Here is a 14,058-nt window from a genome sequence, read left to right as displayed (position 1 = left end):
CATGATTCTCTCAAGCAGGCTGCTCGTTACATTGTTCTTGGGATTGTTCCTGCTGCTGCCATCGCTGGCATCGGCGCAGAACTTTCCGACCAAGCCGATCAAGCTGATCGTGCCGTTTTCCGCCGGCGGGCCCAACGACATCATCGCCCGGGTCATCGGCCAGCGCATGTCGGAACTGTGCGGTCAGCCGGTGCTGATCGACAATCGCGGCGGACAGGGCGGCGTGCTCGGCACCGACGCCGTAGCGAAGAGCCCGCCCGACGGCTACACCATCGCGATCACTTCGGCTGGCGCCCTCGCGATCAGCGCGAGCATGGAGAAGGTCGCCTACGACACCCTCACCGACCTCACCCCGGTGACGCTGGTCGCGATCGTGCCGGAAATGCTCGTCGTCGCCGCCAACGTCCCCGCAAAGGACGCCGGCGAATTGATCGCGCTGGCCAGGGCGCAGCCGGGGCAAGCTCAACTTCGCCTCAACCGGCGCCGGCAGCCTGCCGCATCTCGCCGGTGAATTGTTCAAGCTGACGGCCAGGATCGACATCGTCCACGTGCCCTATCGCGGCGCCGCGCCTGCGGTGAACGACCTCCTGGGGCAGCAGGTGCAGATGGCGTTCCTCGATCTCCCGGCGCTGCTGCCGCAGGTCAAGACGGGCGCCCTGCGCCCCATTGCCGTCGGCTCGGCCGAACGTGCGCCGACCGCGCCTGACGTCCCGACCACCGCGGAAGCGGGCTTTCCCGATCTGCGCATCGAGAACTGGTACGGCATGGTCGCGCCCAAGGGCACGCCGAAGGAGATCATCGCCGCGCTGCATGGCCTCGTCACGAAGGCAATGGCGGATCCCGCGGTGAAGGAAAAGCTGAGCCAGCAAGGCGCGACGCTGATCGGCGATGAGCCGGAGCATTTTCGTCAATTCATCGCCGACGAAACCAAGAAGTGGGCGAAGGTGATCAAGGACGCCGGCGTGGAGACGGCGAAGTAGACTTGCTGACCCTCCCCTGGAGGGGGAGGGTCGATCGCGCGAAGCGCGAGCGGGGTGGGGTGATCTCTCCACGCGGGCACTGTTGGATGTGGAGAGACCGTCACCCCACCCCGTCTCACATTTCGCTCCGCTCAATGTGAGCCGACCCACGGGCGAGCTACGCTCGTCCCGGACCCCTCCAGGGGAGGATAAGAGCGCCCCTCACACCGCCTCGGCCCTGAGATGCTCCACCAGCATCTTGGCTGGCCGCGGCAGCGTCTTGAAGCTGCGCGCGCAGATCACGAGGCGGCGGTTGGCCCAGGCATCGCGCAAGCGAACCATGGCGAGCGGCATGGTCTTGGCGCAGCGGCGGGCGGCGGCTTCCGGCACGAGTGCGACGCCGACATCGGCGGCGACCATCTGGCAGATCGCGTCGAAATCGCGCAGGCGGGCGCGGACATGCTGGCGGATGCCGAGCCGCGCCGCGTGCCTGGAAATATGCATCTGGAGCGCGGTGGCGCTGGTCAGCCCGACGAAGTCGCAGGCCCCCGCCTCCTGAAAGTCGATCTGGCGGCGGCCGGCGAACGGGCCGCGTTTCGAGGTCACCAGCGTCAGGCGATCCTCGCTGAAGGGGAAGCGCTCGATATGCTCGGGCAGCGCATGCTCGGCGGCGAAGCCGAGATCGGCGGCGCCTGCGGCGATCGCCGCCGCGATATCGGTGCTCTCGCGTTCCTCGATGTCGACGGCGACGTCGCGATGCTCGCGCAGGAAGCCGGCGAGCGCCTTCGGCAAATGCTCCGACAGGCCCGACGTGTTGGCGAGGAAATGCACGCTGGCGCGCACGCCGCTGGCAAAGCCGGCGAGATCGCCGCGCATGGCGTCGATCTGATGGATCACGAGCCTGGCATGATCGAGCAGGCTCTCGCCGGCCGCGGTCAACTCGATGCCGCGGCGCCCGCGCTTGAGCAGTACGACGCCGAGCGCGTCCTCCAGGCCCTTGATGCGCGCGCTGGCCGAGGCCAGCGCCAGATGCGAGCGCTCCGCACCGCGCGTGATGCTGCGCTGGTCGGCGACCGCAATGAAGAGCTGGAGATCGACGAGGTCGAAGCGCATGAGATGTCTCTTATTGGCGGAGTATGATCTTGTCGGAAAACCGCTTCGCACTTTTCCGGATCATGGTCCAGCCTTCGCTGACGACGAAGGCTGTCTCCGTAACCTCCAGATTGTGCGCCCGCGCGGCTTCGGTCAATGTATTGAGATGATCGACCCGCTGCTCATTCTCATCGCCGTCGTCTTCCTGCTCGCCGGATTCGTCAAAGGCGTGGTCGGGCTCGGCCTGCCAACGGTGTCCATGGGCCTGCTCGCCGTGAGCATGGCGCCGGGCCGCGCCATCGCCATCGTCATCGTTCCCGCCATCGTCACCAACATCTGGCAGACCTTTGTCGGTCCGTATTTGCGCGACATCCTGCGGCGGCTGTGGCCGCTGATGATCGGCACCGTGATCGGCTGCTGGCTCAATGCCGGCGCGCTGACGGGTCCCCATGCGCGCTACGGCACGATCGTGCTCGGCGCCCTGCTGATCGTCTACGCCGTGATCGGGCTGAACAAGTTCCACTTCCGCGTCGCGCCCGAGAACGAGAAATGGGTCGGCGGCGTGGTCGGCGTCATCACCGGCGTGATCTCGGCCTCGACCGGCGTGCAAGTGATCCCGTCGATGCCGTTCATGCAGGCGATCGGCATGGAGAAGGACGAGCTGGTGCAGGCGCTCGGCGTGTTCTTCACCACCGCCACGCTGGCGCTCGCCTTCAACCTGACCGCGGTCGGATTGCTGACGCCGGCCAATGTCGTGCCGGGCGCGATCGGCCTCGCCATGGCCTTTGCCGGCATGTTTATCGGCCAATCGGTGCGGGCGCGGATGCCGGCCGAAGCGTTTCGCCACTGGTTCCTGATCGCGATGATCCTGCTCGGCCTGTATCTCGCCGGCAGCGCGCTGGTGAAGGAGTTTGCCTGAGAGAAGACCGTAGTAGGGTGGGTTAGCGCAGCGTAACCCACCACTGTTCGTATCCGCAGAGACAGAAGAGGTGGGTTACGCCTAGCGACTGCGCTTCGCGCAGCCGCAAGGCTAAGCTTACTGCGTCACAAATTTCGATAGCCACTTTGACTTGAGATTGCCCTGATGCAACAAGGGCATCGAGATAGTGTGACGACGAGAGCCGCGCTCAATCTTCGTCGGACGGTCGCAATCGAATTCGGAACGTGCCGTTCAGGCCGCAATGGCGGATCCCCTCGGCCGATAGCTTTCGGGAATGGCAATTTCCTTGAAGAGCTTGGTGGAGGCTGTTTCTGAGGGGGGAATCGTCTCTCGCTCGGAGACCAGGAACCCGTAGGCGGCAATGCACAATGTTGCGTGGTGGTGGAAGCCACGCCAGCTTCGCCCCTCGAAGTGACCAAGGCCAACCTCCTGTTTGAGTTCGTGGTAGTCGCGCTCGATGCGCCAGCGCAGCTTGGCAATATCGACGAGCTGACGAAATCCAATGTTGGCCGCAAGCGTTGAAAACCAATATTTGCTTGGTGCTGCTTCGCCCTCTGCCCACTCGATCAGAAGCCATTCCTCGGGCCGGCTTTCGGCGAGCCAGTAATCTCGATGCGCCGGACGGACGCGCACACGGGCAAAACGCGAACACAACGGTTCTGCCGTACCCTCACGCCACGTGATCTTGTGCCAAGCATGCGCTGGCAGACCGATCGCAAGCTTCTTGACCGAAATCGGTCGGTGTTTGCTATCACGCCGTAGCAGTTTTGGAGGTCGTCCGTTCCCCGACCATTTCTTCGGTGGCCGCGGTCCAGTTCCGGGCGCCCATACCGAGGTTTGTGGCAAGATGCCGGCCACATAGCTCAGGCCCAATTCGGTAATACTCTCACGCAGAGCGGTGTCGGTGCCGTAGCCGGCGTCCATCAGGACCACGCCGCGCGGCAAGCCCTCCGCACAGGCCCAGCGCAAATGATCAAGTGCAATTGCCGGCTTGGTCTTGAAGGTGATCTCCTGGGGGACTCCGGCTTTGCGCCGACGTGTACGGTCCGTCACCCACTCCTTTGGGAGATAGAGCCGATAGGCCACCGGCAAGCTCGCATGATGGTTCGCAAGCGAAAGAGATACGCCACCTGACAATTGTCTTGCTTGCCCAACTGGCCGCAATATTGCCGCGCAACGCCGACCGAATGCCGCCCCTTCTTGGGAAAGCCCGTATCATCAATGATCCACGCTTCGATCCGCCCGCAGCGTTCGATGCCCGGCAGCACTAACTCACGGACCTTGGCCAACACCTGCTGATCCGACCAGTCACCTTGACCGACAAAATGCAACAACGACTGATGTTGCGCCGCTGTCCGCTCAGGAGCCGTGATCGCCGCCATCGGCTCGACGCTCTTGCGATCGCAAGGCATCATCAGACCGGTGCAATAATCGCGAAGCGGTTTGGCTCGGCCCACGTGCCCGATCACGCTCGCAAGGCCCTCAACATATGCCGAAAACCGCGACGCTACGTCCCGCGATTTTGTCAGACCCATATCAGCCTCCCCACGCTGAAAAGTGAGTCTTCTCAAATATATGATTCCTGTCGACAAAGGCCGCGACACTCTGACTCAGTAAGACTAACCCACCCTACGCAGCCCGCATCATTCGTTCGAGCGAGTTACCGGCTCTCCAGCATGGCGACACGGATGCCGAGATAGATGAAGAGGCCGCCGAGCGCGCGGTTGACCCAGGCAATCGCCGCCTCGGACTGACGCAGCCGGTGCGCGGCCCTGGCGGCGAAGGCGGCGAGCACCAGGCACCACAGCGTCCCCGTAAAGATGAAGATCAGGCCGAGCGTCAGGAAGGCGAGCGGCTTGTGCGGCGCATCGGCCGCGACGAATTGCGGCAGGAAGGCCAGGAAGAACAGCGCGACCTTGGGATTGAGCGCGTTGGTGAAGACGCCCTGGAGGAAGACCCGCGAGAGCGAGCTGCGCGCCGGCTCATCGATGCTTGAAGCCAGCACAGGGCGCGACCACAGCATCTGGACGCCGGTCACGACCAGATAGGCCGCGCCGACCAGCTTCAGGATCGAGAAGGCGGTGGACGAGGCCATCAGCAGGGCCGAAAGCCCGATCGCCGCGCCCGCGACATGGACGAAGCAGCCGCAACTGATGCCCAGGGCGGCAGCGGCGCCGCCGCGCCAGCCCATCTGCATGCTGCGGCCGATCACATAGACCGAATCCGGCCCCGGCGTGATGTTGAGCAGCACGCCCGAGAGGATGAAAAGCCCGATTTCGTGAATACCCAGCATGAAAGGTGCCCCGCTGCCGTCCTGGCGGTCCCAGTTCCGCTTAGTCGGTTCGCCCGTCCCCGTCCACCGCCGGGATTGCGTAGGATTTACCTCGAATTTGCAATGCGGATCATGCTTCCGCTCCGGCGCATCTGCTCTATAAAGGCGGGGTTCTTGAAATGCGGGATTCGCGGCAACCGCCACGCTGTGGCCGGTCCCGGATTCCTCACCCAAGTCCCCTTGGAGCTTTGCGGATATGGAAAGACGTCTGGCCGCCATCGTCTGCGCCGATGTCGCCGGCTATTCGCGCATGATGGGCAGCGACGAGGCCGGCACCCATGCCGCCTTCAAGGCCCATCGCGCCGCGATTCACCCCATCATCCTCAATCACGGCGGCCGCGTCGTGAAGAACACCGGCGACGGCTTCCTGCTGGAATTCCCCTCGATCGTCGGCGCCACCGAGGCAGCGATCGCAATGCAGACGCTGATGGCCGAGCGCAACCACCATCTGCCGGCCGATCGCGCCATGCAGTTCCGGCTCGGCATCCACATGGGCGACGTGATCGCCGACGAGGACGAGGTGTTCGGCGACGACGTCAACATCGCCGTCCGCCTGGAATCGGTGGCGAGCCCCGGCGGATTCGCGATCTCGGCCAAGGCCTATCGGGAGGCCAGCAAGCATCTCACCGTGCCGCTGACCGATGCCGGCAACCATCGCTTCAAGAACATCAAGGATGCGATCGAGGTCTTTACCTGGACACCCGAAGGCGCGCCGGCGCTTGCTCCCGAGCTCCGGGAGGCCTCGGTTCTCTCGCAGCAGTACCGTACCGCGATCGTCGGCGTGCTGCCCTTTGCCAATCTCAGCGACGCCCAGGACGAATATTTCTCCGATGGCCTCACCGAGGACCTGATCCATGCGCTGTCGCTGCAATCCTTCTATCGGGTGCTGAGCCGCAACTCGACATTCGCCTTCAAGGGCAAGAACGTCGGCACGCGGCTGATCGCGCGCGAGATCGATGCGACTTACCTGATCCAGGGCTCGGTGCGGCGCGCCGGCGCCAAGATCCGCGTCACCGCCGAACTGATCGCGCCGGAGACCGGCGAGCAGCTCTGGACCGGCCGCTACGACCGCGACATCGGCGACCTGTTCGCGATGCAGGACGAGATCACGACCAACCTGTCCGCCGCCATCGCCACCGAGATCGTCCGTGCCGAGGCTTCGGCGCCGGCGCGGCTCTCGACCGACGTCTCCGCCTGGGACCGCTTCCTCAAGGGGCTGTCGCATTACTACCGGCAGACCAAGGAGGATCTGGCGGCCGCCGTCGAGCTGTTCCGCGAGGCCATCGGGCTCGATCCCAAACTGTCGATCGCGCACGCCTATCTCGCCACGATCCAGATCCAGAGCATCCAGTTCGGCTGGGTCAAGGGCACGCGCGAGATGTGGGCCGAGGCGATGAACCTCGCCGAAACCAGCGTGCGGCTCGACCCGCGCTCCTCCTTCGCGTTCTCGATCCTGTCCTGGGCGCATGCGATGGAGGGGCATCACGAGGCGGCGATGGACGCCGCCAAGCGCGCGGTCGCGCTCAATCCCTACGACAATGGCGCGCGCGGCGTGCTCGGCATCTGCCATTTCATGATCGGCGAGCATCGCGAGGCGATCGAGCTGTTCTCGATGGCCGCGCAACGCGACAACAGCGACCCGCGCTACCAATGGGCGGCGCTGAACGCATTCAGCCATTATCTGTTGCGCCAATATGACGCGACACTGTCATGGGCGCGCGAGCAGCTCTACATCAACCCGAATCACATGCAGGCGCTGGCGATCCGGGCCGCGGCGTTGGCGCAGCTGGGGCGAAACGACGAGGCCAGCGAAGCCGCCCGCGTGCTGATGGCGAATTATCCAACGCTGAACGTCGACAGGCACTTGCGCAACTTCCACTGGAAGCGGCCCGAGGACCTCGGCCATTATCGCGAGGGGCTGCTGAAGGCCGGCGTGCCGCTCGGCAAGCTGACGCTGGTTCAGAGCGACGTGAAGCGGGCCGTCGAATCCTGAGCGAAAGCCTGCTCTTGTTGACAGGACAGTGAAATCCGCCACACTTCGTCACACGCTGAAGTAGTATATCGTGCTGTCGGTTTGTTAGGACTTTCCGCGCTCTAACGGCGCGCCTGCTTTCCACGATTCGCTGTTTTCAGGATTTGGGCCATGCACGACCCCGCTTCGAAACCGCCCTTCGACCCCTCGATTCAAGTCTCGCCGAACAATCCCTGTCCGTTCCTGCGCGGCCTCGTCGGCGAAGGCTTCGTCGAGGGCGGCACCGTCCCGCTCAACACGCTGTCGCAGACCATCGCCAATGCGAGCGGCGAGACCGGGCTGAAGAAGGTCTCGGCGCGCATCCAGGTCCGTGGCGTTGCGATGATCGCCAACGGCCTCAAGCATATCCTCAAGAGCATCGTTTCGGGCGCGCAGCTCGACGCGCTGCGCGGGGGGCCACTGGACAAGCGCGGCGCCGGCTCGCGCATCCTCGGCGTCGACGGCAAGGTCAACGAGGACGAGATCGCGCGCCTTGCCAGCTTCGGCCGGACCTACACCGACCCGAACACCGGCAACAGCGAGCCCGGCCTCAACGCCGCGGAAATCAAGACCTTCATGCGCGACAACCTCAAGCGCGCCGGCAGCGCCGCACGCTGGTACTACCCGCTGCTGATGAAGTTCGAATGGCCCGTCCTCTTGAAGATCCTCGGCAAGGGCAAGCCGGGCGAAGAGCGCTATCTCAGCGTGGCCGACGTGCGCACGCTGTTCGAACAGCGCCAATTCCCCGACCGCATCAACCATCGGATCGTGTCGCAGCCACTGCTGTCATCTTGCCAACTCCGCTTTCGCTGGGCGGTCGCGCTCACGGCCGTTGTCATCGGCGTTGGCCTCATCGCCTTGGTCGCCGTCGCCGAATTTCCCAATCAGGTTCGCGCCATGCTGCCCCAGAAGGGCGTGCTGGTGAATCTCCTGCCGCCGCCCCTGCCCGCGATGCCCGAAACCAAGGCTGCCTATTGGCTCGAGCAGAACTGGTCGCTGAAGGACCGGCACTGGTTCCACCACGCCAGCCAGGGCACCGCGACGTTCCCGGTGCCCTATGAGTGGTTCGTGGCGCTGGAGCAGCCGCAGCTTCACCTGTTCTCGAAGCCCGGCATGATCAAGGACAGCGCTTATCTCGAGCGCTTCGGCTTCATCCCGAGCCCGCAATCGGTCCAGGTCGACACGGCGACGCTGCGCCGGTTCGGCTACGCCAATGTCTACGAGACCACGCAAGCGTCGGATTGGTCGACGCGGTGGACGCCGGTGGAGAACGTCGACGGCCTGCCGGTGGGCTTCGCGCGCATGACCGGCGTCGTCGATCCCGCGACGGGTCGGCGCGAAGAGGACAAGATCGGACTGACCTGCGCCGCCTGTCATACCGGCCAGATCCACTATCAGGGCGTCGACGTCCGCTTCGACGGCGGCCCGGCGATGACCGACCTGAAGAAGCTCGAGCTCGCAACCGGCCTGTCGATCGCCTACACGCTGTACGTCCCGTTCCGCTTCCAGCGTTTTGCCGATCGCGTGCTCGGCCCCGACGCCAGCAAGACGGACCGCGCCGCTCTCAAGCAAAGGCTCAGCGCGATCGGCAGCTTCCTGATCGACTGGGCCAAGAACTACGAAAAGACGATCGAGGCCAAGAAGACCTGGGACGGCAAGCAGCAGCAGGACACCGAGGAAGGGTTCGGCCGCCTCGATGCCCTCAACCGCATCGGCAACCAGGTGTTTTCGCAGGACCTCGCGCTGAGCGGGGTCAAGGGATTCGAGAAGAACCTGCACGCCCAGGACGCGCCCGTCAGCTACCCCGCGATCTGGACGGTGCCGTGGTTCAAGTTCGCCCAATACGACGCCTCGATCGAGCAGCCGCTGATCCGCAACGCCGGCGAAGCGCTCGGCGTGACCGCCCTGCTCAACCTGTCCGACGCCTATCCGGAGGACAGGCTGTGGCGCTCCTCGGTCAACATCAGGACACTCGGCTGGATCGAGGACATGCTGAGAGGCCCCGATCCATTCAAGGCGGCTGATACCACAACGGGTCCGAAGTTCGGCGGCCTGCTCGCACCGAAATGGCCCTCGCACATCCTCGGCGACGCCTGGAAGCTGAAGTCAGATCGGGTCGAGCGCGGCCGCGCCATCTACGCGGAGATGTGCTCCGGATGCCATCTGCCTGATATCAACAGTCCGGCCTTCTGGTCGTCGAAGCGCTGGGAGCCGAGCGGCGACAGCAAGGTGCTGAATGCGGTGACGATCCCGCTCGACGAGATCAAGACGGATCCCGAGCAGTCCCTCGTTCTCAGCAAGCGGACCGTCGACGTGCCCGGCTTCCTGAAGGTCAACACGGCGGACCTGCAGACATGGTGGCAGTGCCAGATCCCGACCGCGAGCGCTTCGCCCAACGAGATGGTCTACGCGCTCGGCCTGATGACGGTGGTCGATCTGGTCGCCCGCAAATGGATGGACGACGAGGACATCCCGGAGGCCGAACGGGCGCACATCTGGAATCTCGCGCGCAAGAACTGTCTCAATCCGGCGCCCGATCCGCGCTATCGCGCGCGGCCCTTGAACGGCATCTGGGCCACCGCGCCTTACCTGCACAACGGCTCGGTGCCGTCGCTGTACTGGCTGCTGAAGCCGCAGAACGAGCGCCCGCAGAAGTTCTGCATGGGCCGCCGCGACTATGACCCCGACACCGTCGGTTTCGCAGTCACCGCCAACGAGCGCTGCAAGACCGGTGAAACGGAGTTCTCCGCGACGGGCTCCGACGGCAAGCCGATCCAGGGCAACAGCGTGCTCGGCCATTCCTTCGAGCGCAAGGACGGCGAGCCGAAGCGCCCCGGCGTCATCGGTCGCATCTTCAAGGACGACGCCGAGCGCTACGACCTGATCGAGTATCTGAAGACCCTGTAACGCACCCGTACTTCGTCATTTGCGAGCCAACGGGTCCGCGCGAAGCGCGGCCCGATGACAGGCTCCGCGAAGCAATCCAGACTGTCTCCGCGGAAACAGCCTGGATTGCTTCGTCGCAAGAGCTCCTCGCAATGACGGAGAACGAGGATTCTCCCCCTCGTCGCCGCCCTCACTTGAACAGCGGCGTGCCCGGCACGAAGGCGTCGAAGGCGGCCCAGAACTGGGCGCGGTAGCGATCCTGCTCCTGGAGGATCTCGTGCTTGGCGCCGGCGATCACGAGATGGGAGCCGGCGCGCAAGTGATAGGCGAATTCCTCGATCGCCGCGGTCGAGACCACGGCGTCGTTGGAGGCCGCCAGCATCAGGATCGGCTGGCGGATCTGGGAGGGGTAGTTCACGCGCTTGAAGGTATGCATCGCGCGGAAGGCCGTATCGGCCCAGGCGACGGTCGGCGAGGCCAGTCCGAGCGTCGGATCTTCCTCCAGGATCGCGGCATTGCGCGCGTAGCGGACCGGATCGCTGGTCAGGGGATTGTTGATGAAGGGCTCGAGCCCGGTGAGGCGGTCGCTGCCGCCGGGAACATAGCGGCCGCCCTGCCCCAGCAGGCGCATCGTCTTCAGCAGCGCACGCACCGGCAGCGAGGTGGTGCGCCCGGGCAGGTCGATCATCGGCGCGGACAGCACCATGCGGTCGAACCAGCGCTTGCCGGCATGTGCCACCCGCAGCAGCACAGTGCCGCCCATGGAGTGGGCGAGCGCGAAGAAGGGCGGCGGGCAATCCGGCAGCACGACCTGCTGCACGAAGGTCTCGACGTCGATCTCGAAATCGGCGAAGTCGCGCACATAACCCTTGCGCGGATCGCGCAGGCGGCGCGACGAGTGCCCCTGACCGCGCCAGTCGATCATCGCCACCGCAAAGCCGCGGTCGCGCAGGTCGCGCACGGTCTCGAAATATTTCTCGATCTGCTCGCTGCGCCCGGTGAAGACGCAGACCGTACCCTTGCGGTTCGCCGGCGGCGCCCAGCGCGCAAAGCGCAGCTCGACGCCATCAGGGGTCTTGATGGTGCCGCTGACGACGTTTTCGGGGACGGGATTGGCGGGAATCGAGACCAGCGTCATTTGGGCGTGCTTGGGCGGGAAGTGCTGCAATTCAAGGGGCCAAAGCGCCGAAAAGGCGCCTGTCCCGCCCTCTTGAACGCCGTCTCGTTCCACCCATATCACCTTCGTGCAGGCCGCTACCAGTGTTTCGGAACCGGAACATCAGGCTGCACACAGACTAAAGCCCGGCCCGATTGGCGGGCGGGTTACCAACAGTCGCTCAATGGAGGACTTGACCATGCGTAGCTACGATCTCACTCCGTTCTATCGTTCCACCGTCGGCTTCGACCGCCTCTTCAACCTGCTCGATCAGGCCAGCTCCGACGGCAGCCCCGGTTATCCCCCCTACAACATCGAGCGCACCGGCGAGAATGCCTACCGCATCACCGTTGCGGTCTCGGGCTTTGCCAAGGATGAGCTCTCCATCGTCGCGAAGGAAAACACGCTGATGATCAAGGGCGAGAAGGTCGCGAACGAGAACTCGAAATCCGAAGTGCTCTACCGCGGCATCGCCGCGCGTGCCTTCGAGCGCGCCTTCCAGCTTGCCGACTTCGTGCAGGTGAAGGACGCTTCGCTCGAGAACGGGCTGCTTCACGTCGACCTCGTCCGCGAGATTCCCGAGGCCAAGAAGCCGCGCCAGATCGCGATCAACGCCGGCGCAAAGGCGCAGGTGATCGAGAACTCGGCCGCGCAGGCCGCCTAACCAGGCAACAACCGAAACGACTTCCAGGTTGCGAAAACGCCCCGGTGCCCGGGGCGTTTTTTTGCACTGCATCACAGAACGGTGAAGGCGTAACGCTGCGGCCTCGCGCGCCGTCCTTTGGGCATCGACCCCAAACAAGACGGAGAAAGATCATGTCACTCTGGCGCAGCCTTTTCGTCGCCGCGAGCCTTTTGGCGGCTCCCCTCAGCCTTGCTCATGCGCAGACACCGCAGACGGTGAAGGCGAAGAACGTCGTGCTGGTGCACGGTGCCTGGGCCGACGGCTCGAGCTGGTCGGAGGTGATCCCGATCCTGCAGGCTGCAGGCCTGCATGTGACGGCCGTGCAGAATCCGCTGTCCTCGCTCGCGGACTCCGTCGAAGCGACCAAGCGGGCGCTGGCCGAGCAGGACGGGCCGACCGTGCTGGTCGCGCATTCCTGGGGCGGCACCGTGATCAGCCAGGTCGGCACCGACCCGAAGGTCACCGGCCTCGTTTACGTCGCCGCACGAGCGCCTGATGCGAACGAGGATTTCGTCGCGCTGTCGAAGCAGTTTCCGGCCGGGCCGGCGCGCGCCGGCATCGTCGAGCGCGACGGCTACACCAAGCTCTCGGAAGAGGCCTTCCTGAAGTACTTCGCCAACGGCGTGAAGCCGGAGCAGGCCAAGGAGCTCTACGCCGTGCAATGGCCGACCGCGGCCTCGATCTTCGCCGGCCGCACCACGGAGGCGGCCTGGCGCTCCAAGCCGAGCTGGTACGCGGTGTCGAAGATCGACTACACCATCAACCCCGATCTCGAGCGCTTCCTCGCCAAGCGCATGAACGCCACCACGATCGAGCTCGATGCCGGCCACCTCTCGCTGGTGTCGCATCCGAAGGAGGTGGCGAATCTGATCCTGGATGCGGCGGGGTATCCGCGGAGCTGACACGCAGTGATTTCATGCAAAAGCGCCCGAGGGGTTCTCGGGCGCTTTCCGTTTGCTGACGCCTAGTCCAGCCCCTGCGCGGCGGGCATGTCCTGCGTCGGCAGGATCGTTGGGGCCAGCCTGGCCTGACCCACGGTCGGCGCGGCAGCTTGCGGTGCGGCCTCGGCCGGCTTGGCTTGCACCACGGCAGCTTGCTGCGCGGGCTGGGCCTGCACTGCCTGCACCTGCTGCGCCGCGGGCTCGGCCGGCTTCGCAGCGATCGGCGTCTCGGCTCGCCGCGGGGCGGGCTTGGGCAGCGGCACGGCGCGGCTTGCCACATGCGGGATCGAGGCCGGCGGGCGCGGCGGACCGCTGCGGATCGCGGTCGGCGGCGGCAGCGCGGTTTGCGGCCCGTAGGGCGCGACCCGGCGTTCGTCATAGGCCGGCGCCATGCCATAGGCATCAGCCGCGGGCATGAAGCGGATGATCCGCCCATCGCGGGCGTCGATCACCAGCCGGCCATCGTCGCCGCTTCTGTCGATCACCGCGATGGTGTAGACGCTGCCGCGCAGGCGCGGAATGCCGAGCGGCGAGAAGCCGTTTTCGCGCAGCACGGCGTAGACCTCGGTCGGCGGCAACACGGCCAGCGCCGGGCCGCGTTCCTCGTAGCCGTAACCGTAGCGCGGCGGCGGGGCGGCCTCCGGCGGGGCGTAGGGCCCGTCGAAATCCGACACCGCGATGACGGCCCCTCTCGCAATACCGCTCGCGGGAACCTGGGCATGCCCCGCACCGGCAGCCAGCGCCAGCGCGGCGGCCGCCATACATCCTGTGAAAAACTTCATGATCGAGACGCTCCTGTCAGGCCCCCCGGTGGCCGCCCTCTTTCGCTTCTCGCGGCGTGGCGCGCCTTCCGAAGGGTTGATCCGAAGCTTCATTTGGGATTTCGGCGCCGCCGGGGCCGGATCAGGGCGCGTTTGCCTCAAAACCGGGGCCGCGCAACTTTTGGAAAGCGATTGATTGACTTCTGCGGAATCGGGACTTCCGCGCGCTTGTGTGCTAGACAAAAATTTGGCAAGGTGATGGTTAGGACAGGAAGACTGTCTCATTTTGCCTGCG

Annotated in this window: 10 protein-coding genes and 2 pseudogenes; 7 read left to right on the top strand and 5 right to left on the bottom strand. The window is 65.1% G+C overall.

The annotated features are described in order from the left end of the window. Position 1: 1 nt before the first annotated feature. Positions 2-980 (top strand): annotated as a pseudogene (locus tag N2602_RS05415) (Bug family tripartite tricarboxylate transporter substrate binding protein). 201 nt (positions 981-1,181) lie between these two features. Here N2602_RS05415 and N2602_RS05410 read toward each other — a convergent pair. Beyond that, complete coding sequence (locus tag N2602_RS05410) at positions 1,182-2,072, bottom strand: LysR substrate-binding domain-containing protein (protein ID WP_172784987.1); 891 nt, start codon at positions 2,070-2,072, stop codon at positions 1,182-1,184. A 145-nt stretch (positions 2,073-2,217) separates the two neighbouring features. On the opposite strand from N2602_RS05410, the gene N2602_RS05405 reads away from it, so the two are divergent. Beyond that, positions 2,218-2,970 carry a sulfite exporter TauE/SafE family protein gene (locus N2602_RS05405; RefSeq protein WP_260381997.1) on the top strand — a complete coding sequence of 251 codons (753 nt, stop codon included), beginning with the start codon at positions 2,218-2,220 and terminating at the stop codon, positions 2,968-2,970. A gap of 252 nt (positions 2,971-3,222) precedes the next feature. Here the strand turns inward: N2602_RS05405 and N2602_RS05400 are convergent. Next, positions 3,223-4,403: pseudogene (locus N2602_RS05400) on the bottom strand (IS701 family transposase). Positions 4,404-4,651: 248 nt separating this feature from the next. Continuing rightward, positions 4,652-5,284, bottom strand: coding sequence for a LysE family translocator (locus tag N2602_RS05395; protein WP_260381996.1), 633 nt, complete (start codon positions 5,282-5,284; stop codon positions 4,652-4,654). A gap of 235 nt (positions 5,285-5,519) precedes the next feature. Between N2602_RS05395 and N2602_RS05390 the strand changes: the two genes are divergently transcribed. Both N2602_RS05390 and N2602_RS05385 read left to right on the top strand, forming a co-directional pair. Further along, positions 5,520-7,316 carry an adenylate/guanylate cyclase domain-containing protein gene (locus N2602_RS05390; RefSeq protein ID WP_260381995.1) on the top strand — a complete coding sequence of 599 codons (1,797 nt, stop codon included), beginning with the start codon at positions 5,520-5,522 and terminating at the stop codon, positions 7,314-7,316. Between the two features lie 150 nt (positions 7,317-7,466). Continuing rightward, a complete protein-coding gene (locus tag N2602_RS05385) occupies positions 7,467-10,241 on the top strand; it encodes a di-heme-cytochrome C peroxidase (protein ID WP_260381994.1) in 2,775 nt (924 codons plus the stop codon). Positions 10,242-10,410: 169 nt separating this feature from the next. Here the strand turns inward: N2602_RS05385 and N2602_RS05380 are convergent, their stop codons facing one another. Continuing rightward, complete coding sequence (locus N2602_RS05380; RefSeq protein WP_172784992.1) at positions 10,411-11,358, bottom strand: alpha/beta fold hydrolase; 948 nt, start codon at positions 11,356-11,358, stop codon at positions 10,411-10,413. Between the two features lie 217 nt (positions 11,359-11,575). Between N2602_RS05380 and N2602_RS05375 the strand changes: the two genes are divergently transcribed. After that, on the top strand, positions 11,576-12,040 hold the full coding sequence (locus N2602_RS05375; protein WP_260381993.1) for an Hsp20 family protein: 465 nt from the start codon (positions 11,576-11,578) through the stop codon (positions 12,038-12,040). Positions 12,041-12,192: 152 nt separating this feature from the next. Next, complete coding sequence (locus tag N2602_RS05370; RefSeq protein ID WP_260381992.1) at positions 12,193-12,963, top strand: alpha/beta fold hydrolase; 771 nt, start codon at positions 12,193-12,195, stop codon at positions 12,961-12,963. A gap of 62 nt (positions 12,964-13,025) precedes the next feature. On the opposite strand, the gene N2602_RS05365 is transcribed toward N2602_RS05370, so the two are convergent. Continuing rightward, complete coding sequence (locus N2602_RS05365; RefSeq protein WP_260381991.1) at positions 13,026-13,784, bottom strand: hypothetical protein; 759 nt, start codon at positions 13,782-13,784, stop codon at positions 13,026-13,028. On the opposite strand from N2602_RS05365, the gene N2602_RS05360 reads away from it, so the two are divergent. Then, positions 13,783-13,959 (top strand): hypothetical protein, encoded by a 177-nt coding sequence (locus N2602_RS05360; RefSeq protein WP_260381990.1) that lies wholly within the window; start codon positions 13,783-13,785, stop codon positions 13,957-13,959. The genes N2602_RS05365 and N2602_RS05360 overlap by 2 nt on opposite strands. Positions 13,960-14,058 lie beyond the last annotated feature (99 nt).

Source organism: Bradyrhizobium sp. NC92, assembly GCF_025200865.1.
Classification (GTDB): domain Bacteria; phylum Pseudomonadota; class Alphaproteobacteria; order Rhizobiales; family Xanthobacteraceae; genus Bradyrhizobium.
This window is presented reverse-complemented; position numbering and strand designations above follow the sequence as displayed.